Raw genomic sequence first — 25,035 nt, forward strand, 5'->3', positions numbered from 1 at the left:
GCCTGTCTACCTGGCCCGCGGCCCGGATGGCCAATGGAATCCCGTACGTCCGGGTCGGCGGAGGCGCAGGTCACAGCCGGTGCGGCTATGAGCGGCAGTACTTCACCTCGGTGAAGTTCTTGACGTAGCGCGCCGAGACCCAGAGGGCCTTGTGGTCCTTGGCGGCCTTCGGCATCGACATCATGCCGGAGCCGTTCATGCCGTTCATGCCGTCCGTGCCGTCCTTCTTGTCCTTGTCGTCCAGCAGGTACCAGAGGTTGTTGCCGTCGACCCGCTCGCCGCGCTTCTTGCACACGATGGAGAGCTTCTCGTGCGGGTGCACCCGGCCCACCTTGTACGAGTGGGTGGTCGGCTTGCTGCGCACGGTCAGCGGGCCCTTCGAGGTGACGATGCCCCGGGTGTGCTTCTTCTTGTTCTCGTCGTGGTCGGAGAGGTCGTCGGAACCCTGGTCCTCGTCGTCCATGATGTTCTGCTGGCCGGGGTGCTGGGGCCGCGGGTCCTGGTCGGCGACGGCGGTACCCGCCCCTACCAGGCCGAGCACCAGGCTTCCGGCGGCGAGGGCGAGGATGGTCCTGGTGGGCTTCAACATGAGCCGGCTCCTCCGAGAAGACGTCCACCCGGCCGCGGAAGGCGGCACGGGACGGCGACCTGGCGGTCGCCAGGGACGACTATGACGACGGAGGGGCGCACCGCCCCGCTGGCGCACCGGGATTTAGCTCGATATGCCCAATCTGCGGCGATGTGTGGTGATGCGTTGTGGAGTGCGGTGGTGTAAGGGGTGCGCGGAGAGGGAGCGCGGGGCGCTGGGGCTTCCGGATGGCCTTCGGATGGCCTCCGGGCGGGCGCCCGCCCGGTGCCGACGGTGCGAGGGTGGCCGGCGGGGCCGTGCCCGCCCCCGAACGGGCACGGCCGCCTGGCGGGCCCCGGGGGGATCGGGCCACTGCCGGTTGGGGCCGGCCCGATGAATCTACGGGCGCCGGCCCGCCGCCCTCGCCCATCCACGGGTTGAACCCCGGCTACCCCCGAGGGTGGTGACCCTGTACAACCAGGGGTGTACACGAGGGGGTTCGACGTGCAGTTGTCCGCGCTGTCAGCGCACCCGGTGGCGACCCGGCTCCGCGCCGCGCGGTCGGTCATCGGCGAAATCGTGTACGCCTTCGGCTCGTTGTGGATCTCGACCACCATGCTCCGGAACTGGCCGGATCCCGAAGGCTACTGGCGCGACACCGACCCGCTCGCCTACGCGCTGCTCGCCGCCGTCTACCTGCCGCTCGTGCTGCGCCGCCGCTTCCCCGTGGCCGTCCTGGCGAGCACCGCGCTCTGCGTCGACACCTACTTCACCCTCGGGTACTACCACGTGCCCGCCGTCTGCGGGGTGCTCCTCGCCCTCTACACCGTCGCCTCCCTGCGCCCCCGGCCCGTCTCCCTGCGCTGCGCCGCCGTCTCGCTCGTGGTCCTGCTCTGGGGCACCCGGCTGGCCGAACCCGGCATCGGCCCCCTCAGCGTCGGCTTCGTGAGCGTCACCACCACCGTCTGCTGGGTGGCGGGCGACGGCTCCCGGCGGCTGCGCGAGCTGACCCGTCAGCTGCGGCTGGAGCAGGAGGAGAAGGCCCGCCGGGCCGTCGCCCTGGAGCGCATCCAGATCGCCCGCGAACTGCACGACGTCATCGCGCACCACGTCTCGGTGATCTCCGTGCAGACCGGGCTCGCCGGGTACGTGTTCGCCTCCGACCCCGGGACCGCCCGCCGGGCCCTGGACACCATCGGCGCGAGCGCCCGCGAGGCCCTGGCTGAGATGCGCCGGATGCTGGTCGTCCTCCGCGAGGACGGAACGGCCCCGGCCGGGGCCGGGACCCCGGAGGTCGCCGGGCTCGGCCGTCTTGAAGAACTGGTCCGCCGGGTCGGCGAGGCGGGCGTCCCCGTGGACGTCACGATCACGGGGACGGCGTACGCCCTGCCGCCCGGGATCGACCTCTGTGCGTACCGCGTGGTCCAGGAGGCGTTGACGAACGTCCTCAAGCACGCCCCGTCCGCGCGCACCACCGTCCGCGTGGACTACGCCGAGGACGAGGTCCGGGTACGGGTCAAGGACGACGGACACCGGGAAGGACACCAGGACGGTCACCGGGACGGACGCGGCGGTGGGCGGGGGCACGGGTCCGCCGGCGGGCGCGGCGGCGGACAGGGGCTGATCGGCATGCGCGAGCGGGCGATGATCTACCACGGCACGGTGACCGCCGAGCCCGCCCCCGACGGCGGCTTCGAGGTCAGCCTGTGCGTCCCCGTGCCCCGGACGGGCCATGCAGGCTGACCGGGAATCCGAGAGAGAAGGAGAGAGCGTGCTGCGCGTGCTCGTCGTCGACGACCAGTTCCTCATCCGGTCCGGCCTGACCGCGCTGCTCACGGCCGCGCCCGGTTACGAGGTCGTCGGCGAGGCCGAGGACGGCGAAGCGGCGGTGCGGCTCGCCGCCGAGACCCGACCCGACGTGATCCTGATGGACATCCGGATGCCCGGAATCGACGGGATCACCGCCACCGAACGGATCCTGGCGGCCTCCTCCTCCGCCGAGTCCGGCCCGCGCCCGAAGGTGCTCATGCTGACCACCTTCGACTCCGACGAGTACGTCTTCAGGGCCCTGCGCGTCGGGGCCGGGGGCTTCCTCTTCAAGGACACCCCGCCCGACCGGCTGCTCGCCGCCATCAACACCGTGCACGCCGGCGAGATGCTGTTCAGCCCCGGTGCCCTGCGCGGGCTCGTGGACACGTACGCCGCTCCGGTCGCCGCCCGCACCCCGCGTCCCGGCCTGGACACCCTGACCCCGCGCGAGCGCGAGATCCTCGGCCTGGTCGGTGCCGGACTGTCCAACACCGAGATCGCCGCGGGCCTCGTGCTCAGCGCCGCCACCGTCAAGACCCACGTGCACCGCTGCATGAGCAAGCTGGGCCTCTCCAGCCGGGCGCAGGCCGTGGTGGTGGCCTACGAGTTCGGCCTCGCCGCCGGGCTCGGCTGACGTGGTCCGGAGCCCGCCCGGAGCGGACGGGTGAAGCGTCCGGCCGGTTGCGGGCTCCGCCCGGCGCCCGCACATTGGGACCCATGGGTATCGAAGACTACGGCGGCGGCCCCGGCGCACAGCAGACCGGCGTGCTGGTCGTGACGACCAACGACGTCCCCGGCTACCGGGTCGAGCGGGTGATCGGCGAGGTCTTCGGCCTCACCGTGCGCTCCCGTCACCTGGGCAGCCAGATCGGCGCGGGCCTGAAGTCGATGATCGGCGGCGAGCTGAAGGGCCTCACCAAGACCCTGGTGGAGACCCGCAACCAGGCCATGGACCGGCTCATCGAGCAGGCGAAGGCGCGCGGTGCGAACGCCGTGCTGATGATGCGTTTCGACGTGACCGACGCCGCCGACGTCGGCACCGAGGTGTGCGCGTACGGGACGGCCGTCGTACTGGTCCCCGCGGGCACCTGAGCCGTCCCGACCGTGCCGGAAGCTCCACCCATGTGACCCACCGGTCACATAAGTCCAGGACGGCGCTCTGCTTTGTCCATGGGCCTGCAGTGCCGCGATCCGCAAGCTGTCCAGTCAGTGAGCGGACCGCCGGCCTCCACGTCGTGCGGTCTTCCGCCAAGGAAGCGCCGACTCCCGGAGGTCCGATGCGAACCCCAATCTGGCCGGCCGCAGCCGCGGTGGCCGGCCTGGTCGCCACCCTGCTGGTGGCCGTGCCCGCCGCCCCCGCCGCGGCGGCCGCCGCCGTGACGATCACCTCGCCCGAGCTGTCCGTCAGCGTGGACAGCGCCTTCCCGCGCGTCATCAGCTACACCCGTACCGCCACCGGGGACGTGCTGAACGGCAACGAGGACGCCATCGGCGCGATCGTCGTCAACGGGACCACCTACACCCCCGCCGTCACCGCCACCCCCTCCGCCTCCGGCGTCGACTACGCGCTCTCCTTCTCCGGAGTGACCGTCAGGGCCAGGCTGTCGGTGGCCGGTTCGGTGGTCGAGTTCAAGGTCACGGCGATCGAGGACACGGCCGCCCTGCGGGTGCGGACCTTCGCGATCCCCGAGCACAACCTCGTCAGCGTCCGCAGCAACCAGGCGGGCGCCGCGCTCTCCACGGCGAAGATGTACACCGCCACCACCGGGACCGGGGACACCTTCACCCCGATCACGGCGAGCACCCCGGTCGACGCCTCCGCCACGACCGTGATGTACGGGCTGGCCAACACCGGGAAGCTCGCCGCGGCCATCGACTCCAACTCCTACTACGACGCCCCCTCGGGCGGCACCGCCACCGAGAACGGCCGGATCACCAAGCAGGTCACCGACAAGGGCGGCTACCGCCGGGCCGGCCTGTGGAGCGGATCCTGGCTCTACCGGGCCACGGGGGCCGCGGACACCGACACGGAGCCGCTCCCGTACGCCAGGGTCGCGATCACGGCCGACCGCAACGGCGACTCCACCGTCGACTGGCAGGACGCCGCCGTCGCCTACCGCGACATCTGGACCCCGCCCACCGGCTGGGAGCAGACCGCCGACCGCGTCGTGCAGCGCATCCCCTTCAACTTCGCCTCCGAGGCCACCCACCCCTTCGCCGAGACCCTCGACGAGACCAAGCGGGTCAACCTCGCCACCGACGGCCTCGGCCAGTTCGTCCTGCTCAAGGGGTACGCCTCCGAGGGCCACGACTCGGCGCACATGGACTACAAGAACATCGGCTCCAAGCTGGGCGGCGCCACCGACCTGAACACGCTCGTCAACGCCGGGCACGCCTACAACGCCGACTTCGGCGTGCACATCAACGCCACCGAGGAGTACCCGGTCTCGGCCACCTTCGACCCCGCCCACCAGACCGGTGGCCTCGGCTGAGACTGGCTCGACCAGTCGTACTACGTCGACACGCGCAAGGACGGCCAGTCCGGCGGGCGCATCAAGCGCCTCCAGGACCTCAAGACGGCAGCCCCCGGGCTGGACTTCCTCTACGTGGACGTCTGGTACGGCGACGGCTACGTCTCGCGCAAGCTCGAGCGCGAGATCGGCGGCCTCGGCTACCAGCTCGCCACCGAGTTCCCCAACTCCATGACCGAGCAGTCGCTCTGGAACCACTGGGCGAACGACGTCAACTACGGCGGCACGGACCTCAAGGGCATCAACTCCACCATCGCCCGCTTCATCGGCAACCACGCCAAGGACGACTGGATCGCCGGGAACGCGCTGCTCGGCGGCGCGGAGCTCACCGCCTACGAGGGCTGGCAGGGCAAGCGGGACTACACCGCCTTCCTCGCGGGCACCTTCGCCACAAACCTGCCGACCAAGTACCTCCAGGAATCCCCGATCGTGAAGTGGACCAGCGACACGGTCACCCTCGCGAACGGCACCACCGTCACCACCACCGGAAACACCCGCAAGATCACCACCGGCGGCCGGACCGTGCTCAGCGGCTCCACCTACCTGCTCCCGCGCGACGGCAAGCTCTACCACTGGAACGACAAGGGCGGGAACACAACCTGGACCCTGCCCGCCGGATGGGCCTCGCCCAAGCTCTACAAACTGACCGACACCGGGCGCCAGTTGGTCGGCGACCTCGCCGTCACCGGCGGCCAGGTCACCATCAACGCCACCGCCAGGACGGCCTACGTGGTCACCAACGGCGCGGCCCCCGCCCAGGCCGACCCGAACTGGGGCGAGGGCGCCCCCGTCAAGGACCCCTCCTTCTTCGCGGGCAACCTCAACGCCTGGACCGTCACCGGGACCGGCGCGGCCGTCGCCCGCAACGCCCAGGGCCAGAACGAGCTCACCTTCGCCGCGAGCACCGCCCCCGCCGTCTCCCAGCAGCTGACCGGCCTCACCCCCGGCACCTACGCCGCCTCCGTCTGGGTCTCCACCCCGGCCGGCCGCGCCACCACCCTCGCCGTCACCCCGGCCGGAGGGACCGCAGCCTCCGTCCACGCCGACTCCTCGACGCTCACCAACAGCCTCGGGGGCAGCGAGAAGAACACCACCAAGATGCAGCGCATGAAGGTGCTCTTCGACGTACCGGCCGGACAGTCCGCAGCCACCCTCAAACTGTCCGCGGCCTCCGGCTCCGGCACCGTCTACCTGGACGACGTACGGGTGGTGCGCTCCGCCCGCACCCCGCTGAACGGCCACTGGTTCACCGAGGACTTCGAGAACGTGGACGCCGGCTGGGGCCCCTTCGCCTTCGGCGGCGCCGGCGGATCGGCCACCGACCCGCGCACCCACATCGCCCAGCGCAATGCCCCCTACACCCAGGCGGGTTGGAGCGGAAAACTGGTCGACGACGTCATCGGCGGCCAGAACTCCCTGAAGTCGCACGAGGAACGGCAGGGCCTGGTCTACCGGACCCTCCCGCAGACGCTGCGGCTGACGGCGGGCCGCCAGTACAAGGTCACCTTCAGCTACGAGAACGGCTTCAGCGGGGACTACCAGTTCATCACCGGCTCCGGCAGCACCGAGACCGCGACCGCGCTGAACCAGGCCCGCACGGCGACCACCTTCACCAAGACCTTCACCGCCGGAACCGACGCCTGGATCGGCATCCGCAAGGTGACCGCCGAAGGCTCCCACAACGAGGCCGACTTCATCCTCGACGACCTCGCCGTCGACGACCTCGGCACGGGCACCGGCGGCGAACTCCTCGTCCCGCAGAGCCAGATGGGCGTCAAGGCCGTGGACAGCCAGGAGACCGTGGGCGAGAACGGCGCCGCCGCCAACGTCCTGGACGGGGACAGCGCCACCATCTGGCACACCCAGTGGTACCAGGCCACCGCGCCGATGCCGCACGAGATCACCCTCGACCTCGGGGCCTCGTACAACGTCTCCGCCCTGCACTACCTGCCCCGGCAGACGCAGAGCAACGGACGCATCGCCGACTACCAGGTGCTGACCTCCACCGACGGGGTCAACTGGGGTACGGCGGCAGCCTCCGGCACCTTTGCGAACAGCACCGCCCAGCAGGACGTGACCTTCACGGCGCGCACCGCCCGCTACGTCAAGCTCAAGGCCACGAGGGAGGTTTCGGGCAATCCGTGGACGGCGGTCGCCGAGCTCAGCATCGGCTACCTGCCCTAGGGCAGTGACCGCTGCACCGCCTGCGGCTGAAGCGCCTGCTGCTGTACCGACTGCTGCTGTACCGACTGCTGTTGGCGGAACCGTACGGGCGCCATCCCCACCCGGCGGCTGAAGAGCCGGCTGAAGTAGGCGGCGTCCTCGTAGCCGACCCGCCGGGCGATTCCGGCGACCGGCAGGTCGGTCCGGGCCAGCAGTTCCTTGGCCCGGCTCAGCCGGATGCCCAGGAGGTACTCCTTGACCCCCTCGCCGGTACTGCACCGCACCGCCCAGCGCAGCTGCGGCAGCGGCATCCCGAGCCGGGCGGCGTGCTCTGCCACCGATATCGGCAGCAGCGCGTCCCGGGCCAGGGTGTCCATCACGGCGTCCCCGTGGACGGACACCTCGGCCCGGGCGTAGCGCAGGGCGACGAGCAGCCCGTGCACGGCCGCCGCCGCCTCCACCTCCAGCAGCGGCCCACCGCGCCGGGCCGCCCGTACGATCCCGTCGACCACGTGCCGCACCCCGGCCGTCCCGCTCAGAGGCACCAGCGGGCGGTCCGGGGTGACGTAGCCGAGGTCGGTGTACGCCTCCACGCTGTGACCGGCGAAATCCACGAAGCACTCGTCCCAGCCGGTCTCGGGATCGGGGCCGTAGTGGTGCTCCACCCCCGGCACCAGCCACAGCAGCGCCGGGGCCGTCACCGGTTGCGGGGCCCGGCCGCCGTGGCTGAACCAGCCTCGCCCGCCGCAGACCACCACCGCGACGTGGTGGTCGAGCACGCGCGGGCCGACGACCGGCAGCAGGCCCTCCTGCACCCCCACGCCGAGGCACACCAGGCCGAGCCGGCGGTGGTTGGCGGTGGGCGAGAAGTACCGCATCCAGCTGGTGTACGGGGGCGTTGCCATCTGCGGATTGTGATCCACAACGCCCGGCCCGCTCAAGGGGCCGCCGACCCCCGGCTCCGCTCCGGCCGCAGTCCGGCCGCCAGCCCGGCGATCACCACGGCCAGGCCCAGCCACACCGCCGGACCCGGTACCCCGCTGCCGGTGGCGGCGCCCGCGCCGGCCGCGGCGAGCGGGGCGATCCCGGTCAGCAGCCCGGCCCGGCCCGAGCCCACCGCGGCCACCGTGCGGTACCAGAGGAGGAAGGCCACCGCCGTCACCATGACGGCGAGGTACCCGACGGCGGCCCACTGACGCGGGGTCACCGAAACCAGTTCCGCGGGCCCCTCGACGCACACCGTGAGCGCCGCCAGCATCACCGCCCCCATCCACACCGCGTGCAGCGACACCCCCCACGCGCCGTGGCGCCGCAGCACCGGCACCGCGAGCAGGGTGAATCCGGCCTCGCAGCCCAGCGCGAGCGCCGCCCACCCCACTCCGGCCGCGTCGGTCCGGCCCGTCCCCTCCACCAGCACCGCCCCGGCCACGACCACCGGCGCGGCCAGCAGCACCCGGCGGCTCGGCCTGCGGCCCTCCAACAGCGGACCGATCACCCCGAGCAGGATCGGTACGGAGGCCACGGCCACGGCGATCACGGCCGGCTCCGCGTGCGCGACGCCCCGTACGACCGCCACGTTGAACAGCACCAGCCCGGTCGCGGCGATCCCCGCCAGCCACAGCCACTCCCGGCCGCGCGGCAGCAGGATCCGCACCCGGGCGAACCGGGCCAGGGCGAGCAGGAGCAGCGCGGCCGCCGTGTAGCGGACGGCCTGCACGCCGAAGAGCGGGGCGTCGACCAGGGACCGGGAGACGGTGACGCTGCTGCCGACGAGCGCCATGCCGACGACGCCGGGGGCGAGGTCGCGCAGCGAAGTGGACGAAGTGCTGGAGGTGGCGGAGGTGGCCGTGCTGGTCGAGGTGACGGTGGTGGCCGGCGTGGCGGTGGTGGACGAAGTGGCCGAAGCGGCGGAAGTCCTGTTCATGTCTTCGAGCCTGCCGCCACAATGGACTCATGGGCAGGTCCAAAAAGAACACGTCTGACGGGTCCAAAGCTGCGGCGGGCTCGGACTTCCTCCAGCTCGACATCGGCCGCGCCCCTGCGGGCGGCCGCACCGACTGGCTCGCCGACCGGCTGCGCGCCGCCATCGCCGACGGCCGGCTCCCCGTCGGCAGCAGGCTGCCGGCCACCCGGATCCTTGCCGCCGAGCTCCGGGTCTCCCGGGGCCTGGTCACCGAGGCGTACCAGCGGCTGGCGGAGACCGGGCAGGTCGACGGCCGGGGCCGGGCCGGCACCGTGGTCGTCGCCGCCCCGCCACCGGTGGGCCCGCCCGCGCCGCCCCCCGCGCGCGGCGGGCTGGTCGACGCCCTGCGCGCCGTACCGTGCCGCATCGACCTCTCGCCCGGGGTGCCCGACCTGACCGCGTTCCCGCGTACGGCCTGGCTCCAGGCCGAGCGCCGGGTCCTCGACGGACTCACCCCCGCCGACTTCGGCTACGGCAACCCGCAGGGCACGCCCGCGCTGCGCGAGGCGATCGTCGGCTGGCTCGCCCTGAACCGGGGGATCCGCGCCGACCCCGGCGAGGTGGTCGTCGTGGCCGGGGTCGCGCAGGCGCTCGGACTGCTGGCCCAGGTGCTGCACGCCCGGGGCGTACGGCGCGTCGCGGTCGAGGACCCCGGCTCCCTCGGGGCCCGCCAGCAACTGGAACACGGCGGGATGGAGCTCCTGCCGGTACCGGTGGACGAGGGCGGCATCGACACCGCGGCCCTGGCGGCCGGACCGGCGCAGGCGGTGGTACTGACCCCGGCGCACCAGTTCCCGACCGGGGTCGTGCTCGACGGGGAGCGGCGTCGCCGGCTCCTGGACTGGGCGGCCGCCGGCGGCATCGTCATCGAGGACGACTACGACGCGGAGCACCGCTACGACCGCGCCCCCGTCCCCGCGCTGCGCGCCATGCTCCCCGAGGCCGTCTGCTACGCGGGCAGCGTCTCCAAACTCCTGGCCCCCGCCCTGCGGCTGGGCTGGCTGCTGGTCCCCCCGCGCCACCTGGACGCGGTGATCGAAGCCAAACGCTACGCGGACCTCGGCAACCCGGTCCTCGCCCAGCTGGTCCTCGCCCGCCTGATGGAATCGGGGGAGCTGGAACGCCACCTGCGCTTCGTACGCCGCCGCCACCGGGCCCGCCGCGACGCGATGCTGCGGGCGATCGCCGCCGAACTGCCGGGCGCGCGGGTGCACGGAGCCGCCGCCGGGCTGCACCTGATGGTCACCTTCGACGGAGCCGGCTTCGACGACACCGCCCTGGCCGCCGAGGCCCTCGCCCTCGGAGTCAAGGCCCACCCCCTGTCCTGGCACCGGATGACCCCGGGACCGCCGGGGCTGATCCTCGGCTACGCGGCGGGGACGACCGGTGAGATCGAGGAGGGGGTGGCCGCCTTCGGCGCGGCCTTGCGGAGGCTCCGGGGCTGAGCACGGAGCGGTTTTCCCCGGGCGGAAAAGTTTTTCGGGAACCGCGGCAACCTACCGGAGGGTCGCGCGTCGTGTGGGGGTGAAGGGCGTGAACCCGCGTCCTCGACCCGACCGTGGAGAACCACCGTGAAGAACCTGAAGCGCATCCCGCTGGACGTCCGCAGGGCCGGGGCCGTCGCCGTCGCGGCCGCCGGGATGGCCGTCGCGCTGGCCGGGCCGGCCTCCGCCGCGCAGGGGGCGTCCGCGACGCCCAGCGCATCGCCCGCCCCGGCGACGGTCGCGCCGAGCGTTCAGCCGAGCAGTTCCCCCTCCGCCCGGCCGACCGCGCAGCCCTCGGTGAGCCTGCCCCCGGGCACGGCGCCGAGCGTGAGCCCGAGCAGCGGCACCGGCGCCACCCCGAGCGCGGCTCCCAGCGCGGCCCCGGCCGCACCCGGCGCGCCCGAGCTCGCGCATACTGGCTCCTCCGCCACCACCGCCGCGCTCGGTGCGGGGGCCGCCGTGCTGATCGTCGCCGGGGCCGGGACCCTGTACACGCTGCGGCGCCGCACCAACGGCTGAGGACCCCGTGCTCCACCTCGCACCGTCCGTGGGCCCCGCCGCGCCCGGTTTCGACCGGCCGCGGCGGGGCTTGTGGTCGTTCCTGCTGCGCCGCGAGCGATCGGCCCCGGCGGCCCCGCCCGCCCACGCGGAGCCGTACCGGCACGAGTACACGTACGACCGGGCCTGGGAGGACGGCAACCCGCAGCCCACGGTGACCGAGCTCTACCACGCCCACCGGCTGCGCATGGTGCGCCTCGCGGTGCTGCTCGTGGACGACGTGGGGACCGCGGAGGACGTGGTGCAGGACGCCTTCACGGCGCTGTACCGGCGCCACGGCGAGCGGATCACGGAGGTGGACAACGCGCTGGGGTACCTGCGCACCTCCGTGGTCAACACCGCCCGGTCGGTGCTGCGCCGCAGGCGGACCGCCCGCGCGTGGACCCCCGCTCCGCCCGTCGACGTACCGTCGGCCGAGGCCTCGGTGGTCCTCGACGAGGCGCACCGCGAAGTGCTCGCCGCGCTGGGCCGGCTGACGCCGCGGCGGCGCCAGGTCCTGGTGCTGCGCTACTGGGCCGACCTGAGCGAGGCGGAGATCGCCGAGACGCTCGGGATCAGCCGGGGCGCGGTCAAGTCGAACGCGAGCCGCGGGCTGGACGCGCTGGAACGGATTCTGGAGGGTCGGATATGACGCGTGACCAGGGCCCCGAGGCTCCCGGGAGGCCCGTCGAGCGGCGGCTGAGGGAGGCGCTCGACGCCCGCGCCGCCGCGATCACCGTGCGCGAGCTGAGCCCGGCGCGGCCCCCGGGGCCGGGGGTACGGAGGCTGCCGTGGGCGCGGCTGCGCCTGCGCGGGTTCGCGCTGCCGTTGGCGGGGCTGGCCGCGGCGGCGGCCGTGGGGTACGCCGTACTGGCTCCGCCCCCGGGGTCGGTCCACCCGGGCCCGGTTCCGCCGGCCGCGCCGCCGTCGGGCGCGCCGACCGCGACGCCGGATCCGGCGGTCACGGCCCCGTCGTCGTCCCCGGGGTCCTCGCCGTCGGCCCGGCCGTCGTCTTCGCCCGCGGTCTCGGTCCCGCCCGGCGCGACACCGGTTCCGGCGCCCGGTTCGGGGCCCAGCGCGTCTCCCACGCCCATGCCCGGCGCCGGGTCGCCGCGGCCGGGTTCCGGTCCCTCGTCCGGTTCCTCGTCCGTGCCCTCCGCGTCGCCTTCGCGGCCGCCGGCCACCGCGTCCGGCTCCCGATAGCGGGGGCCGCGGCGGACGCCTACTTCGCGTCCGCCGCCGGGGTGTTCTTCACGGCGGCCACCAGCGGCGCCAGTTCCGGCGTGCGCGCGGCCTCGTCCAGCGCCTCGCGCAGGGCGGTGTCGTTCGTGGGCCGGGCCTCGGCGAGCAGGGCCAGGCCGGCCTCGCTGACATCGGTGTAGATGCCCCGCCGGTCGGTCTCGCAGATGTAGCGGGCCAGCAGCCCGCGGTCCTCCAGCCGGCTGACCAGCCGGGTCGTCGCGCTCTGGCTGAGCACCACCGAGTCCGCGACCTGGTGCATCCGCAGGTGGCCGCCGGGGCCGCTGTGCTGGCGGCTGAGGACGTCGAGGAGTGAGTACTCGCGCACGCTCAGCCCGTGTCCCGCCTGGAGCGCGCGCTCGATGTGCGTTTCGATCCGCCCGTGCAGGAGGGAGAGGGCGCACCAGCCCTGGGAGAGGGCGGTGAGTGCGCTGTCCGTGGCCGTCATGGCCCCTCCTTCGAGTCCGGCGAGCAAGTCGCGCAGGGCGTGTACCCACAGGATAGGCCACAGCCGCAATAGCCCGCGCTTGCAATTAACCCGCGTCTGCAATTAATGTGTACGCAGGTAAGCCGCCATGGCAGCGAACCTCCCCCCTCCGCTTCCGGAGCCCCGCTGCCGCCGCGCACGCAACCTCCCCCCTGAAGGGCACCCCCCCTCATGCCTCTCGCACTCCTCGCCCTCGCCATCGGCGCCTTCGGAATCGGCACCACCGAATTCGTGATCATGGGCCTGCTCCCCGAAGTCGCCGGCACCTACGGCGTCTCGATCCCCACCGCCGGATTCCTGGTCACCGGCTACGCCCTCGGCGTGGTCCTCGGCGCTCCGCTGATGACCGTCCTGGGCACCCGCATTCCGCGCAAGCGCATGCTGATGCTGCTCATGGGCCTCTTCATCCTCGGCAACCTCGTCTCCGCGCTCGCCCCCGCCTTCGGCGTCATGCTCGCCGGCCGCGTCGTCGCCTCCCTCGCCCACGGCGCCTTCTTCGGGATCGGCGCGGTCGTCGCCGCCGAGCTGGTCGCGCCCCAGAAGAAGGCCGGCGCCATCGCCATGATGTTCACCGGCCTCACCGTGGCCAACGTCGTCGGCGTCCCGCTCGGCACCCTCGTCGGCCAGCACCTCGGCTGGCGGGTCACCTTCCTGGCCGTGGCCTCGCTCGGCGTCCTCGGGCTGATCGGCATCGCGCGGCTCGTCCCCGACCTGCCCCGCCCCGAAGGCGTACGGATCCGCCACGAACTGGCCGCGTTCCGCAACATCCAGGTCCTGCTCGCCATGGCGATGACCGTCCTCGGCTTCGGCGGGGTGTTCGCCGCCGTCACCTACATCACGCCGATGATGACCAATGTCGCCGGTTTCGCCGACGCCTCCGTGACCTGGCTGCTCGTCCTCTTCGGCCTCGGCATGGTCGCCGGGAACCTCATCGGAGGCCGGTTCGCCGACCGCGCGCTGATGCCGATGCTCTACGTGTCCCTCGGCGCGCTGGCCACCGTCCTCGCGGTGTTCACGCTCACCGCCCACACCAAGGCGGGAGCGGCCGTCACCATCGTCCTCATCGGAGCCCTCGGCTTCGCGACCGTCCCGCCGCTGCAGAAGCGCGTCCTCGACCAGGCCGCCGGAGCTCCCACCCTGGCCTCGGCCGTGAACATCGGCGCCTTCAACCTCGGCAACGCGCTCGCCGCCTGGCTCGGCGGGATCGTCATCGCCGCCGGGTTCGGCTGGACCGCCCCGAACTGGGTCGGCGCAGCCCTCGCCGCCTCCGCCCTCGTCCTCGCCCTGCTCTCCGGAGCACTGGAACGGCGTACGGCGGCCCGAGCGGTCGGCGAAGGCCCCGGCCGGGTCGTCGCGGCCGGCGCCTTCGCGGCCGAGGCCGTCCCCGTCCCCGTCCACCACTGATCCACGGGCCCTCGTACCCGCAAACCGCACCCCGTACCTCGCACCGAACCACAGGCACAGGAGACACCCCGCATGTCCAGCAGCACCGCAGCCGCCACCACCACCGTCACCCGTACGGCCGTCGCCCCGCTGACCACCGCCGATGCCGAGGGGCTCGTCGCCGCCGCCACGGCCGCTGCCGAAGCGGCGGGGGTCGCCGTCAGCGTCTCCGTCCTCGACGCGGGCGGCCACCTGCTGGCCTTCCGGCGCGACGACCGGGCCGTCCTGATCTCCGGCGAGACCAGCACCCGCAAGGCCTTCACCGCACTCCAGCTGAACGCCCCCACCGCCGACCTGGTCGACGCCGTCCAGCCCGGCGGGCCCTTCCACACCCTGCCCACCGCCCTCGACCGGCCGCTGCTGTTCATCGCGGGAGGCCTGCCCGTGCACCGCGACGGCCGGCTCGTGGGAGCCGTCGGAGTCGGCGGCGGGGCTCCCGCCCAGGACCACGGTTTCGCGGCCGCCGCGCTCGCGCTCCTGGCCTGACCCCCTCGGCCCGGCCGACGGGCCGCCCCGGTCGCGGACCGGTGTCCCCCGTGCCACGTTGGTACGGGGGACACGGACGCATGATGAAACAGACGAAGCAGGACAGGCGGAGCCATCTCATCGCGACGGCCACGGTCGCCGCGCTGGTCTCCCTTGTCTCCGTCCAGGGCTGCACGACCGGCTCGGCCGCCCCCGGCGCGACCCGGCCCCCGGCCGCAGCCGGCTCGTCGGACCCGGCGGTATCGGCGTCGGCCGCCAACCCGTCCGGCGTCACCCCGTCGGCCGCCGAACCCTCGCCGACGGGCTCGTACCCGCTGTCCGCCGCTCCGAGCACCATCCCGGCCGTACGGGAACACGTGCCGGCCCGCGGCCCCGGCTGGCGGCCCGCCTCCGGGGCGCGGGTCGTCGTGGCGCCGGCCGACAGCGCGGCCCTGTCCGACGAAGGCAGGCTGCTGGCAGGTGAACTGCACATCGGATTCGCCGAATCGGCCGAGACGCGCCGCGGAGACGTCCAACTGTCCCTCGGCGCCAAGGGCTCCGGAGCGGCCGAGTCCTACACGCTCACCGTGAGCGACGGCCGGGTCCGCATCACCGGGCCCGACGAGGCCGGAGTCTTCTACGGAACCCGCACCCTCAAACAGGAAGTGACCGGCGGCCGTTCGGCCCCCGAAGGGACCGTGCGGGACGCCCCGGCCAAGCCGCAGCGCGGGCTCAACCTGGACATCGCCCGCAAGAACTTCACCCCGGACTGGATCGAGGACCGGCTGCGCGAGATGGCCGACCTGAAGCTGAACCAGCTGGGCCTGCACTTCTCCGACGACCAGGCCTTCCGGATCGAATCCGACACCCACCCCGAGATCGTCTCCACCCCGCACCTCACGAAGGCGCAGGTGCGCGAGATCACGGCGCTCGCCGCCCGGCTGCACATCGCGGTGATCCCCGAGATCGACTCGCCCGGCCACCTCGGCGCGGTGCTGCGCGCGTACCCCGGACTGCAACTGCGCGATGTGCAGGGCCGGGCGGTGAAGGGCGCGGTGGACATAGCCAACCCGGCGGCGGCCAAGCTCGTGGACGAACTCCTGCGGGAGTACCTCCCGTTGTTCCCCGGCGCGATATGGAACCTGGGCGCCGACGAGTACCAGGCGCTGGTCTACAGCGATCCGCAGGCCTCCTTCCCGGGCCTCGCGGCGGCGGCGCACCAGCGGTACGGCTCGGCCGGGCGGGTCTCGGACCTGGCCACGGGATGGCTCAACGACCGTGCGAACGTGGTCCGTTCCGCGGGCCGGGCGCCGGCGGCGTGGAACGACGGATTCTTCGCGGGCGGCGTCGCCCAGCCCGCGAAGGACATCCAGGTCGAGTACTGGACGGGCAAGGAGAACGGGGCCCGGCCGCCGCTGGAGTACCTGCGCGAGGGCCGCAAGGTGGTCAACCTCAACGACGAGTACCTCTACTACGTGCTGGGGGAGCCCAACCAGTTCACGTACCCCACGGGCCGGCGGATATACGAGCAGTGGACCCCCCTGGTACTGCGCGGGACCACGGCCGTCCCCGCGAGCTACGGCGACCGGATCCTGGGCGCGCGCTTCGCCGTCTGGTGCGATCTGGCCGGCGCCCAGACCCAGGCCCAGGTGGCGGCCGGCATCCGCCTCCCGCTCGCGGCCCTGTCCCAGAAGCTCTGGGACCCCCGTACCCCCGGCCTGGACTGGACGTCCTTCAAGACCCTCGCCGACCGCTTCCAGCAATAGGAACCACCCGGCTGCGCCCTGCGTCATGTCCTGTGCAGGACAAGGGAATTGAACCCGAGGGGGAATCATGGGAGAGAACGACTCCACGGAACCGGGCGCCGCCCAGGAGGCGGACAACGTCCAGCACGCCGACTGGCTCGGCCCGACTGCGGCCCCGGCCGATCCCGAGACGGACTGGGTCGGCCTGACCGCTGCCCCGGCCGACGCGGACGCCGAGACGGCCGCGGACCCGGAGACGGACTTCAACGGCCCCAGCTGATCGACCGGCCCGGATCGGCGTGCGGAGCTCGCTGCGCGGGATATTCGCTGGTCCGGGTGGTGCCGTGTTGCTTGGATGCGGGAATGAACAGTGAACGCCTGCCAGAGCCGCCCGAGTGCCCCGACGGCTACCGGATCTCCGTCGACCCCGCCCGGCTCGACCGTGCGCTGGTCCACCGCTGGCTGTCCGAGGACTCCTACTGGGCCCTCGGGCGGAGCCGGGAGAAGCAGGACGCCGCGATCGACGGATCGCTGAACTTCGGCGTCTACGACGGGGTGTCGGGCGCCCAGGTCGGCTACGCGCGCGTTGTCACCGACCGGGCCACCTTCGGGTGGCTCTGCGACGTGTACGTGGACCGGAGCGTGCGGGGCAAGGGGCTCGGCACGGCCCTGGCGGGGGCCGTGCGCGACCACCTCGCCCCGTACGGACTGCGGCGGATCCTGCTGGCGACCGGGGACGCCCACGGGGTCTACGCCAAGGTCGGCTTCGAGCCGCTCGCCGCCCCGGACAAATGGATGACCCTGGGCGAGCAGTAGGCGGGACGCGGCCGACCGGGCGGCTACCAGATGGAGTTGACCCACTCCGGGTGGTCGATGAACGGGTTGCGGTTGTGCTGGTACGTGTCGTATATGACCTGGTTGCGGCGCTGCTCGAAGGCGTCCGGCGGGTCCTGGAGGTTCCACTGCTTCAGGACGCTGATCCGGCCGATCGCGGGCGCGCTGCCGTTGTTGACCTTGTCGTTGACCTCGAGGTCGGCGAAGCCGTCGCCGCCGTCGTAGCGCACCGCCATGTAGAGCAGCATCCGGGCCACGTCGCCCTTGACCGCGTCCCGCGGCTCGAAGGAGTCGGAGTCGGTGAAGCTGCCGGGGGCCTCGGCGACCGGGCTGCCGCCCTTGTCGAAGTCCTTGTTCCCGCGCGTGCTGTTGACCGTGACGTCCTCGGGCTTGAGGTGGTGCAGGTCGGTGCCCGGCCCGGTGGCGGTGCCGAAGTCGCCGTGGCTCTTGGCCCAGACGTGCTCACGGTTCCAGTCGTTGGCCCCGCCGCCGTTGGTGGACTTGGACTGGGAGCGGCCCGAGTAGACCAGGATGACGTTGTTGGGGTTGGCCGGATCCTGGTCGGTGACCTTCAGGGCATTCCAGACGCCGTCGTACGTCACCTTGGACTGGGTCTTGATGATGTTGTGCAGTGCGGTCTTGAGCGCGGCGCCGGTCTTGCCCTCGGCGGAGGCGTAGTACGCGTCCACCGCGGCCGAGGCGGCGGAGTTCGAGGAGGCCGAGGAGATCGAGGGGGCCGCGGACGCGGCGGCCGATCGCTGGCCGGCCGTGGCGGAGGCCGGGACCAGGGCCAGGGCCGCCGCCGCGAGGCCGGCCGCCCAGGGAGCCAGGCGCGAGAATCTCATCACGTGGGGGTTACCTCTCCACACGCACCGCTCCCGCCCGGGGAATTGGCGGGGCATCAGGTGGCAGAGCGAGGCTCACATTGTCATGTGCCCTACAGGTGAAAACCATGTGTCGGGAGCCCGGACTTTCGCCTCCGTCGACCGCCTGCGCCGACGATCTGCGCCGACCGGGTGGGATTGGCGCACGGCCCTCTTGGCAGAACCCGGCGATGCGTGCACCGTAAGCGGAGGCCACACCGTGAACAGCCCCACCAGGAGCAGCCCATGGCAGTGAAGATCCTCATCGTGACCGGCGACGCGGCGGAGTCGCTGGAGGTCCTCTACCCCTACCAGCGTCTGCGCGAGGAGGGGTACGAGGTCCACATCGCGGCGCCGTCGGTGAAGAAACTGCGGTTCGTCGTGCACGACTTCGAGGACGGCTTCGACACCTACACCGAGAAGCCCGGCTACACCTGGCCCGCCGACATCGCCTTCGCGGACGTGGACCCGGGGGAGTACGCAGCCCTCGTCGTACCGGGCGGGCGCGCCCCCGAGTACCTGCGCAACGACCCCGAGGTGCGGCGGATCCTGGCCGCCTTCTCAGGCTCCGACAAGCCGATCGCGCAGATCTGCCACGGCCCCCTGATCACCGCCGCGGCGGGCGCTCTGGACGGCCGCCGGGTCACGGCCTATCCGGCGCTGGAGCTGGACATGAAGGCGGCGGGCGCCGACTTCGAGGACTCCGAAGCCGTGGTGGACGGGACGCTGGTCTCGGCCCGGGCGTGGCCCGACCACTCGGCCTGGATGCGGGAATTCCTGACCGTGCTGCGCGGCAAGGCCCCGCTGGCGTAGGCCGTCCCCTCTCGGACCCTGCCGGGCCGACGGGCCGTGACCCCGTGCGCGGCGGTCACGGCCGGGGAGCGGGAGGTGGCCCGGCCACCTCCCGCCGGCCCGGTGGCCGTCAGTTGCCCGTGACGGCTTCGGGGGCCGGCTCGTACTTGTAGTCGGCGCCGAAGTTCTTCTTCACGGCCGCCTCCCAGGAACCGTCGGCGACCATCTTCCTGATCGCGGCGTTGATCTTGCCCTGGAGCTCGGGGCTGCCCTTCTTCATGCCGATCCCGTAGTTCTCGTTGCTCAGGCTCAGCCCGAGCAGCTTGAACTTGCCCTCGTTGCCCTTGCGGGCCGAGTACCCGGCCAGGATGGAATTGTCCGTGGTCATGGCGTCGACCAGGTGGTCCTGGAGCGCGACGACGCACTCGGAGTAGCCGCCGAGTTCCAGCAGGCTCGCCTTGGGGGCGAGGTTCTTCTTGACGTTCTCCGCCGAGGTCGAGCCGGTCACCGAACACAGCCGCTTGCTGTTGAGGTCCTCGGCCTTGGTGATCGACGGGTCGTCGGCGCGGACCATCAGGTCCTGGTGGGCCAGGAAGTACGGGCCGGCGAAGTCGACCTTCTCCTTGCGCTTGTCGTTGATCGAGTAGCTGGCCGCGACGAACTGGACCTCGTTGTACTGGAGCAGCAGCTCGCGGTCGCTGCTGCGGACCTGCTTGAAGGTGATGTGGTCCGGCTTGTAGCCGAGCGCCTTCCCCACGTATTTCGCCACGTCCACGTCGAAACCGGTGAAGGTGCCGTCCGGCTCCCGCATGCCGACGCCCGGCTGGTCGAACTTGATGCCGATGGAGAGGTCTTCCTGGCCGTCGTCACCGCCGCATCCGGATGCGGTCAGTACGAGACCGATCATTGCGGCGACCGCACCGGCCTGGGAAACCTTCATGCTGCACTCTTTCCTTGGATACGCGATGGGCGATGCGCGGTGCCCGGTGCGCGACAGCGGTACGCGTGAGCGGTACACGGGGTCGCGCGGGCGCGCGGGCGCGCGCCGGAACGGGCCCTGGACGCGGGGAACCGCGGGGGCAGGTGGACGCGTATATGAGGAAGCTAGGAAACCGCCGGGCACAGTGTCACGGCATCTGAGCAAATCTTGAGGGTAACGATCCGGATCGGCTGCAGATCCTGCGGCGGATCCGGTCCTGTGCGGGAGAGGAGCCGGTCGCGTGGCCAAGGGCGGGGCAAGGGTCGAGGGGAACGTGTTGCTGCTGGGGGACGGCGCGGAGGTCCGTTTCATGCGGACGCTGCGCCTTCCGGAGTCGGGTACGCACAACCTTCCTCCGGGGCTCGGAGAGTTTCCGCTGCGCCGGGTGGAGGACCATCCGGACACGGTGCCGGCGGACTGGCTGGCCAAGGGCGGGGTGATGCTGCCGGTGTACCTGCGCGAGGCGATGTGGCTCAGCTTCGCGGGGACCAGCCGGCCCACCGCGCTCCAGGTCGGGGTCGGCAAGGTGTGCGCAGTCTCCGGTGAGCGGTGGAGCGGGGAGCTCGGGCGCGATCCGCAGAACTACCTCGTGCTCCCGCGCCAGCCGTGGCTGGACGGGATCAATTCGGGCAGGGGCACGGTGCGCCAGTTCGTCGCCGTCCCGCTCGGGCTCGGCGCCACCGTCGAGGGCCAGGTCACCGGCGAGGAGACCACGGGCGGGGTCCAGCTCCAGGCGTTCCCGCTGGGTACGGAGGCACTGGCGCGGTGGCAGGAGGCAGAGCGGGCGCGCACGGCCGCGCAGGGCTGGGGCCGGCCCGGCGGCGGTCCGCCCCCGGGCGCGCCGTCCGGCGGTGCGCCGTCCGTGGCGTACGGAGCCGGGCCGATGATGCCGGCGGCGGCTGCGGCGCCGGCTCCCGGAGGTCCCCCCGGCCCGGCCGGGGCGCCGCGGTTCCGGGCCCGCGCGGCGGATGCTCGGACGGCTCCCGCGATGGGGCTCGGTGTCGGCGGGTCCATGCGCCAGGAGGTGTACCGGGACGACCGCGGGCCCGGCGAGTGGGCGCACGAGCCGGCCGCGCGGGTCTTCGTCCACCTGGTGTCCCCGCCCGCATGGCGCCGGATCACCGGGGAGGAGCCGCCTCCCTCGCCGGTGGACCGGGCCGCCTACACCAAGGCCGGGCTGCCGTGGTTCGACTACTACGACGGGAGCGGCACCGACCTGGCCCCCTCCGGCGAGCTGGGGCAGGTGCAGCCGGTGGGCGAATGGCTCGGCGAGGACGCGGGCCCGTGGATCCAGCCGGCCCCCGGCCAGGTCAAGCCCCTGGGGAAGACCCCGAGGCCGGGCCGGCCCGTGCAGGACGGGGACTGGTAGGAACCGCGTACTGGCCTGTTACGTACGGTGGTTCGGGCCGCCCGTACGGACCCGTGACAGCATGGGAGGGCAACGCACGGTAGGCGGAGGGGGAGTTCGGTGAGCGGAGTACGCAAGGGCCTGTCCAAGGTGGAGATCGCGCTGCGCTGGGATCCCAGCCCGGCGGGCGCGCCCGTACACGATCTGGACATACTCGCCGCGGTCTACGGAGCCGCCGACCCGTACGGGCGGCCCGTCCACCTCGTGCACTTCGGGAGCCGCTCGCCCGACGGCACCATCACGCTGGACCGGGACAGCCGGACCGGTCAGGGCCTCGGCTTCGACGAGGTAATGACGCTCGAACTGTCGCGGATGGCTTCGGAGTTGACCCGGGTGGTGGTGGGTGTGGTGATCCAGCCGACGGGCTCCGGTCCGGAGCTGACCTTCTCCTCCGTGGCCGGTACCGGACTGCGGATCCGGGAGGGCTACACCGACCTCTCGGTGGAGGGGTTCACGGCCGTCGGTTCCGCCCGCGCCGCCACGATCGCCGAGTTCACCCGCGAGCCCTCGGGCAGCTGGTCGCTGGACCCGGCGGTACGGGGCTTCGACGTCGACCCGGAGGAGTTCGCCCGGGTCATGGGCTCCGCCCGGGGCTGATCCCGCGCGGCTCCACGGCGCCGGGTCGCCGTGCCGGGTCGTAGTGCCGGGGCATCGCGCCGGGTCACCGCGCAGACCGGGCGGCGGGCACTCCGCGAGGGAGTGGCCGCCGTCCGGCCCGGTGGTGCGCTGCCGCCGTCCCCACGAGGCAGCGCGGGCAGGCCGCCGTCCGGTCATCGGGGACGGCGGTCCGCCGGTTCAGGGGGTCCGGTCCGCTTCCGGACCGGTGACGGGCTCCGGGCCCGTGGCTGACGTGGGGCCGGTCGACGCCTCGGGGCCGGTCGCCGGCTCCTGGCCCGCGGGCACGGCCGGCCGCGGGCTCACGCCCAGCGCCGGCAGCAGGCAGGCGTCGACGAACCGTACGAGGTACTCGGCGTCGGCGTAGCGCCCGTCCAGCACCGGCCGGATCCGCACCACACCCATCAGCTGCGCCGGCAGGAACTCCACGGCCGGATGTCCGGCGGGGAGCTCGCCGCGCGCCACGGCCCGGTCCACGATCGCGTCGAAGGCCGCCAGCTCGGGCTCCACGATCGCTTCGCGCAGTGCCGCCTTGAGCTCCTCGTCGCTCAGCACCGCATGCCCGAGGGCCTGCGTCAGCCGGGTGTCGCGCCCCGAGGTGCAGGCCGCGATCATGGCCGCCTCGCGCAGGTCGCCGGCCAGCGTCCCGGTGTCCACCGCCGCCAGGGTGCCCCGCCGGTCCGCGCGCAGGGCTGCCGCGACGAGCTGTGGCTTGGTCTTCCACTGCCGGTAGAGCGTGGATTTTCCGCAGCTGGCCCGGGCGGCGATGCCCTCCATGGTCAGGGCCTCGTAGCCGTCCTCGCGCAGCTGGTCCAGGACGGCTTCGTAGAACTGCCGCTCCCGCTCCGGGGTGATCTTGGAGCGGCGCGCAGGGGCCGGGGCGGCGTCCGGCGTCGGCGACGTCATGGGGCTGCTCTCCTCGGTGGCGCTCGCGTCCGGTATCGCAGTCGGTCCCGCGTGCGGCTCTGGTGGTCGCCTTGCGGTCCTCCGGCGATCTTCTAGTGATCGTCTAGTGACCATCCGGAGACTGTGTCGGGTGAAAGTCTACGGGAACGCAGGCGTATCGGTACACCCGCGTATCGATACGCGAATGTATCGATACACTGGCGTGTCGATGTGTGCCCGTGTACAGGAAGCGAGACCGGGGGATGACCTCCCACACCACACCTGCCGGGGCCGGCGCCGTACAGCGCCGACGCCTCATGCGCGAGCTGCTGCTCGTCGCCGGTCTCTTCGCCGTCTACAAGTGCGGCCGCATGCTGTCCACCGGCCGCACCGAGGAGGCCTTCCGCAACGCCACCCGGGTCTGGGACGCGGAGCGCGCCCTGCACCTGCCCGGCGAGGGCCTGATCCAGCGGCTGCTCCTGCACGGGGACGCCCTCGTGCACACCGCGAACACTTACTACGCGGCCGTGCACTTCCCGGCCACCGTGCTCTTCCTCGTCTGGCTCTACCTGCGTCGCCCCGCGCACTACCTCTGGACCCGCCGGGTCCTGGCCGTCCTCACCGGCGCCGCCCTGGCCATCCACCTGACCTTCCCCCTGGCGCCGCCGCGGATGCTGGCCGCCGCCCACCTGATCGACACCGGCCAGGTCTACGGCCCCACCGTCTACGGGGCCTCGCCCGCCGCCGACAGCATGGCCAACCAGTTCGCCGCAATGCCCTCCCTGCACTTCGGCTGGGCGCTGATGCTGGCCCTCGGCATGATCGCCGCCACCTCCTCACGATGGCGGGTCCTCTGGCTGCTGCACCCCCTGGTGACCCTGCTCGTCGTCGTCGGCACGGCCAACCACTACTGGCTCGACGCGATCGTCGCGGCCCTGCTCCTCGGGGCCGCCCTGCTGCTGGTCCCGCGTCCCGCCGTCCGTTCCCTCGTCGCGGCGCGCAGCGTGCCGGCGCAGCGCCGCGCCGCTCCCGAGCCGGCCACCGTAGGAGGAGTCCGGTGAATGCCACCCTCGTAGCCGTCCTGCTCTGCCTCGCCGCGGCCGCCACCTACGCGGCCGCCGCCGTCGCCCAGGAACGCCTGGCGCGCCGGGCCGTCGCCCGCAGCGCCACCTCGCTGCTCGGCAACGGCGCCTGGTGGTGGTCCGCCGGGCTCAACGCCGCCGCGGCGCTCCTGCACGCCGCGGCCCTGCGGTACGGGCCGCTCACCCTGGTCCAGCCGCTCGGCGCGCTCACCCTCGTCGCCGCCGTCCCCATGGGCGCCCACGGCGCCGGACGGCGGGTCGCGGCCACCGAGTGGCGCGGCACGCTGGCCACCGTGATCGGCCTCGGCCTGCTCCTGCTGCCCGCCTCCGGCCCGGCACCCGACGACACCCTCACCCTGACCGAGGCGCTCGCCGTCTCCGGCGCCACGGCCGCGGTGATCGTGCTGCTGACCGTACGCAGGGACACGCGCTCGGGGCTGCGCCACGCGACGGCCTCCGGGCTGGCCTCGGCGGCCGCCTCCGCCCTGACCCAGACCGTGGCCGTGGCGGGCGGTCGTGGCGGAGCGCTGCTCAGCGTCCGCGTGGTCTCGGTGGCCCTGCTCGTGGTGGTCTTCGCGGTGGGCGGGATGCTGCTGTCGCAGCGGGCCTACCGGGGAGGCCTCGGAGCACCGCTCGCCGTGGTCAACCTGGCCAACCCGCTGGCCGCCGCCGCCATCGGCATGGTGCTGCTCGGCGAACGCCTCCAGGGCGGGGCGTTCGGGCTCCTGCTGGCGGTCGCGGGTGCGCTCGCGGCGGCCCGGGGCGTGCTCCTGCTCACACGGACCTCGGCGCCGGCGCAGGGGCCGACGGCGGCCAAACCGGCACCGGCACCGGCACCGGTACCGGCACCGGCAATGGCGTCGGTTTCGCTGTCCGTTCCGGCCGCGCAGTCGGCCGGTCCGCTCCCGGGGGTTCCCCCGCAGACGGTTTCCCCGCAGTCGGCTCCGTCCCCGGCGGCATCCGCGTCCGCCCCGGCGGCCCGTAAGCACCGGGTCCCGGCATGATCCGGCGGTCGGCGGCGCGGGTCGCCGCCGGCCGCAGCCTTCCGTTTGCCACCCCGTGACGAGAACCGTTTCGCCTCTTCGCGCGTCCTCCTCGGTAAGACGAAGCGCGCACGGGGTGCGCACACCGAAGCGGAGTGAA

Annotated in this window: 25 protein-coding genes and 1 pseudogene; 18 read left to right on the forward strand and 8 right to left on the reverse strand. The window is 73.0% G+C overall.

Going from position 1 to position 25,035, the window contains the following annotated elements:
• Positions 1-85: 85 nt before the first annotated feature.
• The gene (locus AC3IYJ_RS35285; RefSeq protein WP_489398573.1) at positions 86-589 is read right to left on the reverse strand and encodes a hypothetical protein; all 504 of its coding nucleotides are present in this window, start codon (positions 587-589) and stop codon (positions 86-88) included.
• A gap of 483 nt (positions 590-1,072) precedes the next feature.
• Here AC3IYJ_RS35285 and AC3IYJ_RS35290 point away from each other — a divergent pair, with 483 nt between their 5' ends.
• From AC3IYJ_RS35290 to AC3IYJ_RS35310, 5 genes and pseudogenes are all read left to right on the forward strand, one after another.
• Positions 1,073-2,311, forward strand: coding sequence for a sensor histidine kinase (locus AC3IYJ_RS35290; protein ID WP_489398574.1), 1,239 nt, complete (start codon positions 1,073-1,075; stop codon positions 2,309-2,311).
• Positions 2,301-3,011, forward strand: a complete 711-nt coding sequence (locus AC3IYJ_RS35295; RefSeq protein ID WP_489398575.1) for a response regulator — start codon at positions 2,301-2,303, stop codon at positions 3,009-3,011. The genes AC3IYJ_RS35290 and AC3IYJ_RS35295 overlap by 11 nt, the downstream gene beginning before the upstream one ends.
• A gap of 83 nt (positions 3,012-3,094) precedes the next feature.
• Complete coding sequence (locus AC3IYJ_RS35300; protein ID WP_489398576.1) at positions 3,095-3,469, forward strand: YbjQ family protein; 375 nt, start codon at positions 3,095-3,097, stop codon at positions 3,467-3,469.
• 185 nt (positions 3,470-3,654) lie between these two features.
• A pseudogene (locus AC3IYJ_RS35305) lies at positions 3,655-5,559 on the forward strand (endo-alpha-N-acetylgalactosaminidase family protein); the annotation flags it as partial.
• Positions 5,560-5,637: 78 nt separating this feature from the next.
• A complete protein-coding gene (locus tag AC3IYJ_RS35310) occupies positions 5,638-7,092 on the forward strand; it encodes a discoidin domain-containing protein (protein WP_489403029.1) in 1,455 nt (484 codons plus the stop codon).
• Here the strand turns inward: AC3IYJ_RS35310 and AC3IYJ_RS35315 are convergent.
• Both AC3IYJ_RS35315 and AC3IYJ_RS35320 read right to left on the reverse strand, forming a co-directional pair.
• Positions 7,089-7,976, reverse strand: coding sequence for a helix-turn-helix domain-containing protein (locus AC3IYJ_RS35315; protein WP_489398577.1), 888 nt, complete (start codon positions 7,974-7,976; stop codon positions 7,089-7,091). The two genes, AC3IYJ_RS35310 and AC3IYJ_RS35315, sit on opposite strands and share 4 nt — an antisense overlap.
• A gap of 32 nt (positions 7,977-8,008) precedes the next feature.
• Positions 8,009-8,995, reverse strand: coding sequence for a DMT family transporter (locus tag AC3IYJ_RS35320; protein ID WP_489398578.1), 987 nt, complete (start codon positions 8,993-8,995; stop codon positions 8,009-8,011).
• Positions 8,996-9,024: 29 nt separating this feature from the next.
• Here AC3IYJ_RS35320 and pdxR point away from each other — a divergent pair, with 29 nt between their 5' ends.
• The 3 genes from pdxR to AC3IYJ_RS35335 all read left to right on the forward strand — a co-directional run bounded on the left by pdxR (position 9,025) and on the right by AC3IYJ_RS35335 (position 11,707).
• Complete coding sequence (gene pdxR / locus AC3IYJ_RS35325; protein WP_489398579.1) at positions 9,025-10,479, forward strand: MocR-like pyridoxine biosynthesis transcription factor PdxR; 1,455 nt, start codon at positions 9,025-9,027, stop codon at positions 10,477-10,479.
• A 126-nt stretch (positions 10,480-10,605) separates the two neighbouring features.
• Entirely contained in the window at positions 10,606-11,037 is a 432-nt protein-coding gene (locus AC3IYJ_RS35330; protein ID WP_489398580.1) for an LAETG motif-containing sortase-dependent surface protein, read from the forward strand.
• Between the two features lie 7 nt (positions 11,038-11,044).
• Positions 11,045-11,707, forward strand: a complete 663-nt coding sequence (locus AC3IYJ_RS35335) for a SigE family RNA polymerase sigma factor (protein ID WP_489398581.1) — start codon at positions 11,045-11,047, stop codon at positions 11,705-11,707.
• On the opposite strand, the gene AC3IYJ_RS35340 is transcribed toward AC3IYJ_RS35335, so the two are convergent.
• Positions 11,646-12,239, reverse strand: a complete 594-nt coding sequence (locus AC3IYJ_RS35340; RefSeq protein ID WP_489398582.1) for a hypothetical protein — start codon at positions 12,237-12,239, stop codon at positions 11,646-11,648. The genes AC3IYJ_RS35335 and AC3IYJ_RS35340 overlap by 62 nt on opposite strands.
• A 38-nt stretch (positions 12,240-12,277) precedes the next feature.
• The gene (locus AC3IYJ_RS35345; protein WP_489398583.1) at positions 12,278-12,742 is read right to left on the reverse strand and encodes a MarR family winged helix-turn-helix transcriptional regulator; all 465 of its coding nucleotides are present in this window, start codon (positions 12,740-12,742) and stop codon (positions 12,278-12,280) included.
• Positions 12,743-12,952: 210 nt separating this feature from the next.
• On the opposite strand from AC3IYJ_RS35345, the gene AC3IYJ_RS35350 reads away from it, so the two are divergent.
• The 5 genes from AC3IYJ_RS35350 (at position 12,953) to AC3IYJ_RS35370 (ending at position 17,250) form a co-directional block, all read left to right on the forward strand.
• A complete protein-coding gene (locus AC3IYJ_RS35350) occupies positions 12,953-14,185 on the forward strand; it encodes an MFS transporter (protein ID WP_489398584.1) in 1,233 nt (410 codons plus the stop codon).
• Between the two features lie 72 nt (positions 14,186-14,257).
• The gene (locus AC3IYJ_RS35355; RefSeq protein ID WP_489398585.1) at positions 14,258-14,710 is read left to right on the forward strand and encodes a GlcG/HbpS family heme-binding protein; all 453 of its coding nucleotides are present in this window, start codon (positions 14,258-14,260) and stop codon (positions 14,708-14,710) included.
• A gap of 80 nt (positions 14,711-14,790) precedes the next feature.
• Positions 14,791-16,455 (forward strand): beta-N-acetylhexosaminidase, encoded by a 1,665-nt coding sequence (locus tag AC3IYJ_RS35360; RefSeq protein WP_489398586.1) that lies wholly within the window; start codon positions 14,791-14,793, stop codon positions 16,453-16,455.
• Between the two features lie 67 nt (positions 16,456-16,522).
• On the forward strand, positions 16,523-16,714 hold the full coding sequence (locus AC3IYJ_RS35365; RefSeq protein WP_489398587.1) for a hypothetical protein: 192 nt from the start codon (positions 16,523-16,525) through the stop codon (positions 16,712-16,714).
• Positions 16,715-16,797: 83 nt separating this feature from the next.
• Complete coding sequence (locus AC3IYJ_RS35370) at positions 16,798-17,250, forward strand: GNAT family N-acetyltransferase (RefSeq protein ID WP_489398588.1); 453 nt, start codon at positions 16,798-16,800, stop codon at positions 17,248-17,250.
• Between the two features lie 23 nt (positions 17,251-17,273).
• On the opposite strand, the gene AC3IYJ_RS35375 is transcribed toward AC3IYJ_RS35370, so the two are convergent.
• Positions 17,274-18,113 carry an endonuclease I family protein gene (locus AC3IYJ_RS35375; RefSeq protein ID WP_489398589.1) on the reverse strand — a complete coding sequence of 280 codons (840 nt, stop codon included), beginning with the start codon at positions 18,111-18,113 and terminating at the stop codon, positions 17,274-17,276.
• 264 nt (positions 18,114-18,377) lie between these two features.
• Between AC3IYJ_RS35375 and AC3IYJ_RS35380 the strand changes: the two genes are divergently transcribed.
• Positions 18,378-18,944 (forward strand): DJ-1/PfpI family protein, encoded by a 567-nt coding sequence (locus AC3IYJ_RS35380; RefSeq protein ID WP_489398590.1) that lies wholly within the window; start codon positions 18,378-18,380, stop codon positions 18,942-18,944.
• A 109-nt stretch (positions 18,945-19,053) separates the two neighbouring features.
• Here AC3IYJ_RS35380 and AC3IYJ_RS35385 read toward each other — a convergent pair whose 3' ends face one another.
• Positions 19,054-19,863 (reverse strand): glutamate ABC transporter substrate-binding protein, encoded by an 810-nt coding sequence (locus AC3IYJ_RS35385; protein ID WP_489398591.1) that lies wholly within the window; start codon positions 19,861-19,863, stop codon positions 19,054-19,056.
• Positions 19,864-20,143: 280 nt separating this feature from the next.
• On the opposite strand from AC3IYJ_RS35385, the gene AC3IYJ_RS35390 reads away from it, so the two are divergent.
• Positions 20,144-21,271 carry a hypothetical protein gene (locus tag AC3IYJ_RS35390; protein WP_489398592.1) on the forward strand — a complete coding sequence of 376 codons (1,128 nt, stop codon included), beginning with the start codon at positions 20,144-20,146 and terminating at the stop codon, positions 21,269-21,271.
• Between the two features lie 99 nt (positions 21,272-21,370).
• Positions 21,371-21,907 carry a TerD family protein gene (locus tag AC3IYJ_RS35395; RefSeq protein WP_489398593.1) on the forward strand — a complete coding sequence of 179 codons (537 nt, stop codon included), beginning with the start codon at positions 21,371-21,373 and terminating at the stop codon, positions 21,905-21,907.
• A gap of 198 nt (positions 21,908-22,105) precedes the next feature.
• On the opposite strand, the gene AC3IYJ_RS35400 is transcribed toward AC3IYJ_RS35395, so the two are convergent.
• Positions 22,106-22,831 (reverse strand): TetR/AcrR family transcriptional regulator, encoded by a 726-nt coding sequence (locus tag AC3IYJ_RS35400; protein ID WP_489398594.1) that lies wholly within the window; start codon positions 22,829-22,831, stop codon positions 22,106-22,108.
• Positions 22,832-23,073: 242 nt separating this feature from the next.
• On the opposite strand from AC3IYJ_RS35400, the gene AC3IYJ_RS35405 reads away from it, so the two are divergent.
• Both AC3IYJ_RS35405 and AC3IYJ_RS35410 read left to right on the forward strand, forming a co-directional pair.
• A complete protein-coding gene (locus AC3IYJ_RS35405) occupies positions 23,074-23,871 on the forward strand; it encodes a phosphatase PAP2 family protein (protein WP_489398595.1) in 798 nt (265 codons plus the stop codon).
• Positions 23,868-24,896: a hypothetical protein gene (locus tag AC3IYJ_RS35410; RefSeq protein ID WP_489398596.1), complete on the forward strand. Its 1,029-nt coding sequence runs from the start codon at positions 23,868-23,870 to the stop codon at positions 24,894-24,896. Before AC3IYJ_RS35405 ends, AC3IYJ_RS35410 begins: the two co-directional genes overlap by 4 nt.
• Positions 24,897-25,035 lie beyond the last annotated feature (139 nt).

The sequence above is a fragment of the Streptomyces sp. GL_140 genome, from assembly GCF_057834465.1.

Bases quoted from the DNA above. Each gene is read 5' to 3' on its own strand.
- AC3IYJ_RS35285 (WP_489398573.1), bottom strand. From the start codon at position 589: ATGTTGAAGCCCACCAGGACCATCCTCGCCCTCGCCGCCGGAAGCCTG.
- AC3IYJ_RS35295 (WP_489398575.1), top strand. From the start codon at position 2,301: ATGCAGGCTGACCGGGAATCCGAGAGAGAAGGAGAGAGCGTGCTGCGC.
- AC3IYJ_RS35300 (WP_489398576.1), top strand. From the start codon at position 3,095: ATGGGTATCGAAGACTACGGCGGCGGCCCCGGCGCACAGCAGACCGGC.
- AC3IYJ_RS35315 (WP_489398577.1), bottom strand. From the start codon at position 7,976: ATGGCAACGCCCCCGTACACCAGCTGGATGCGGTACTTCTCGCCCACC.
- AC3IYJ_RS35320 (WP_489398578.1), bottom strand. From the start codon at position 8,995: ATGAACAGGACTTCCGCCGCTTCGGCCACTTCGTCCACCACCGCCACG.
- pdxR (WP_489398579.1), top strand. From the start codon at position 9,025: ATGGGCAGGTCCAAAAAGAACACGTCTGACGGGTCCAAAGCTGCGGCG.
- AC3IYJ_RS35345 (WP_489398583.1), bottom strand. From the start codon at position 12,742: ATGACGGCCACGGACAGCGCACTCACCGCCCTCTCCCAGGGCTGGTGC.
- AC3IYJ_RS35350 (WP_489398584.1), top strand. From the start codon at position 12,953: ATGCCTCTCGCACTCCTCGCCCTCGCCATCGGCGCCTTCGGAATCGGC.
- AC3IYJ_RS35355 (WP_489398585.1), top strand. From the start codon at position 14,258: ATGTCCAGCAGCACCGCAGCCGCCACCACCACCGTCACCCGTACGGCC.
- AC3IYJ_RS35360 (WP_489398586.1), top strand. From the start codon at position 14,791: ATGATGAAACAGACGAAGCAGGACAGGCGGAGCCATCTCATCGCGACG.
- AC3IYJ_RS35365 (WP_489398587.1), top strand. From the start codon at position 16,523: ATGGGAGAGAACGACTCCACGGAACCGGGCGCCGCCCAGGAGGCGGAC.
- AC3IYJ_RS35370 (WP_489398588.1), top strand. From the start codon at position 16,798: ATGAACAGTGAACGCCTGCCAGAGCCGCCCGAGTGCCCCGACGGCTAC.
- AC3IYJ_RS35375 (WP_489398589.1), bottom strand. From the start codon at position 18,113: ATGAGATTCTCGCGCCTGGCTCCCTGGGCGGCCGGCCTCGCGGCGGCG.
- AC3IYJ_RS35380 (WP_489398590.1), top strand. From the start codon at position 18,378: ATGGCAGTGAAGATCCTCATCGTGACCGGCGACGCGGCGGAGTCGCTG.
- AC3IYJ_RS35385 (WP_489398591.1), bottom strand. From the start codon at position 19,863: ATGAAGGTTTCCCAGGCCGGTGCGGTCGCCGCAATGATCGGTCTCGTA.
- AC3IYJ_RS35400 (WP_489398594.1), bottom strand. From the start codon at position 22,831: ATGACGTCGCCGACGCCGGACGCCGCCCCGGCCCCTGCGCGCCGCTCC.
- AC3IYJ_RS35405 (WP_489398595.1), top strand. From the start codon at position 23,074: ATGACCTCCCACACCACACCTGCCGGGGCCGGCGCCGTACAGCGCCGA.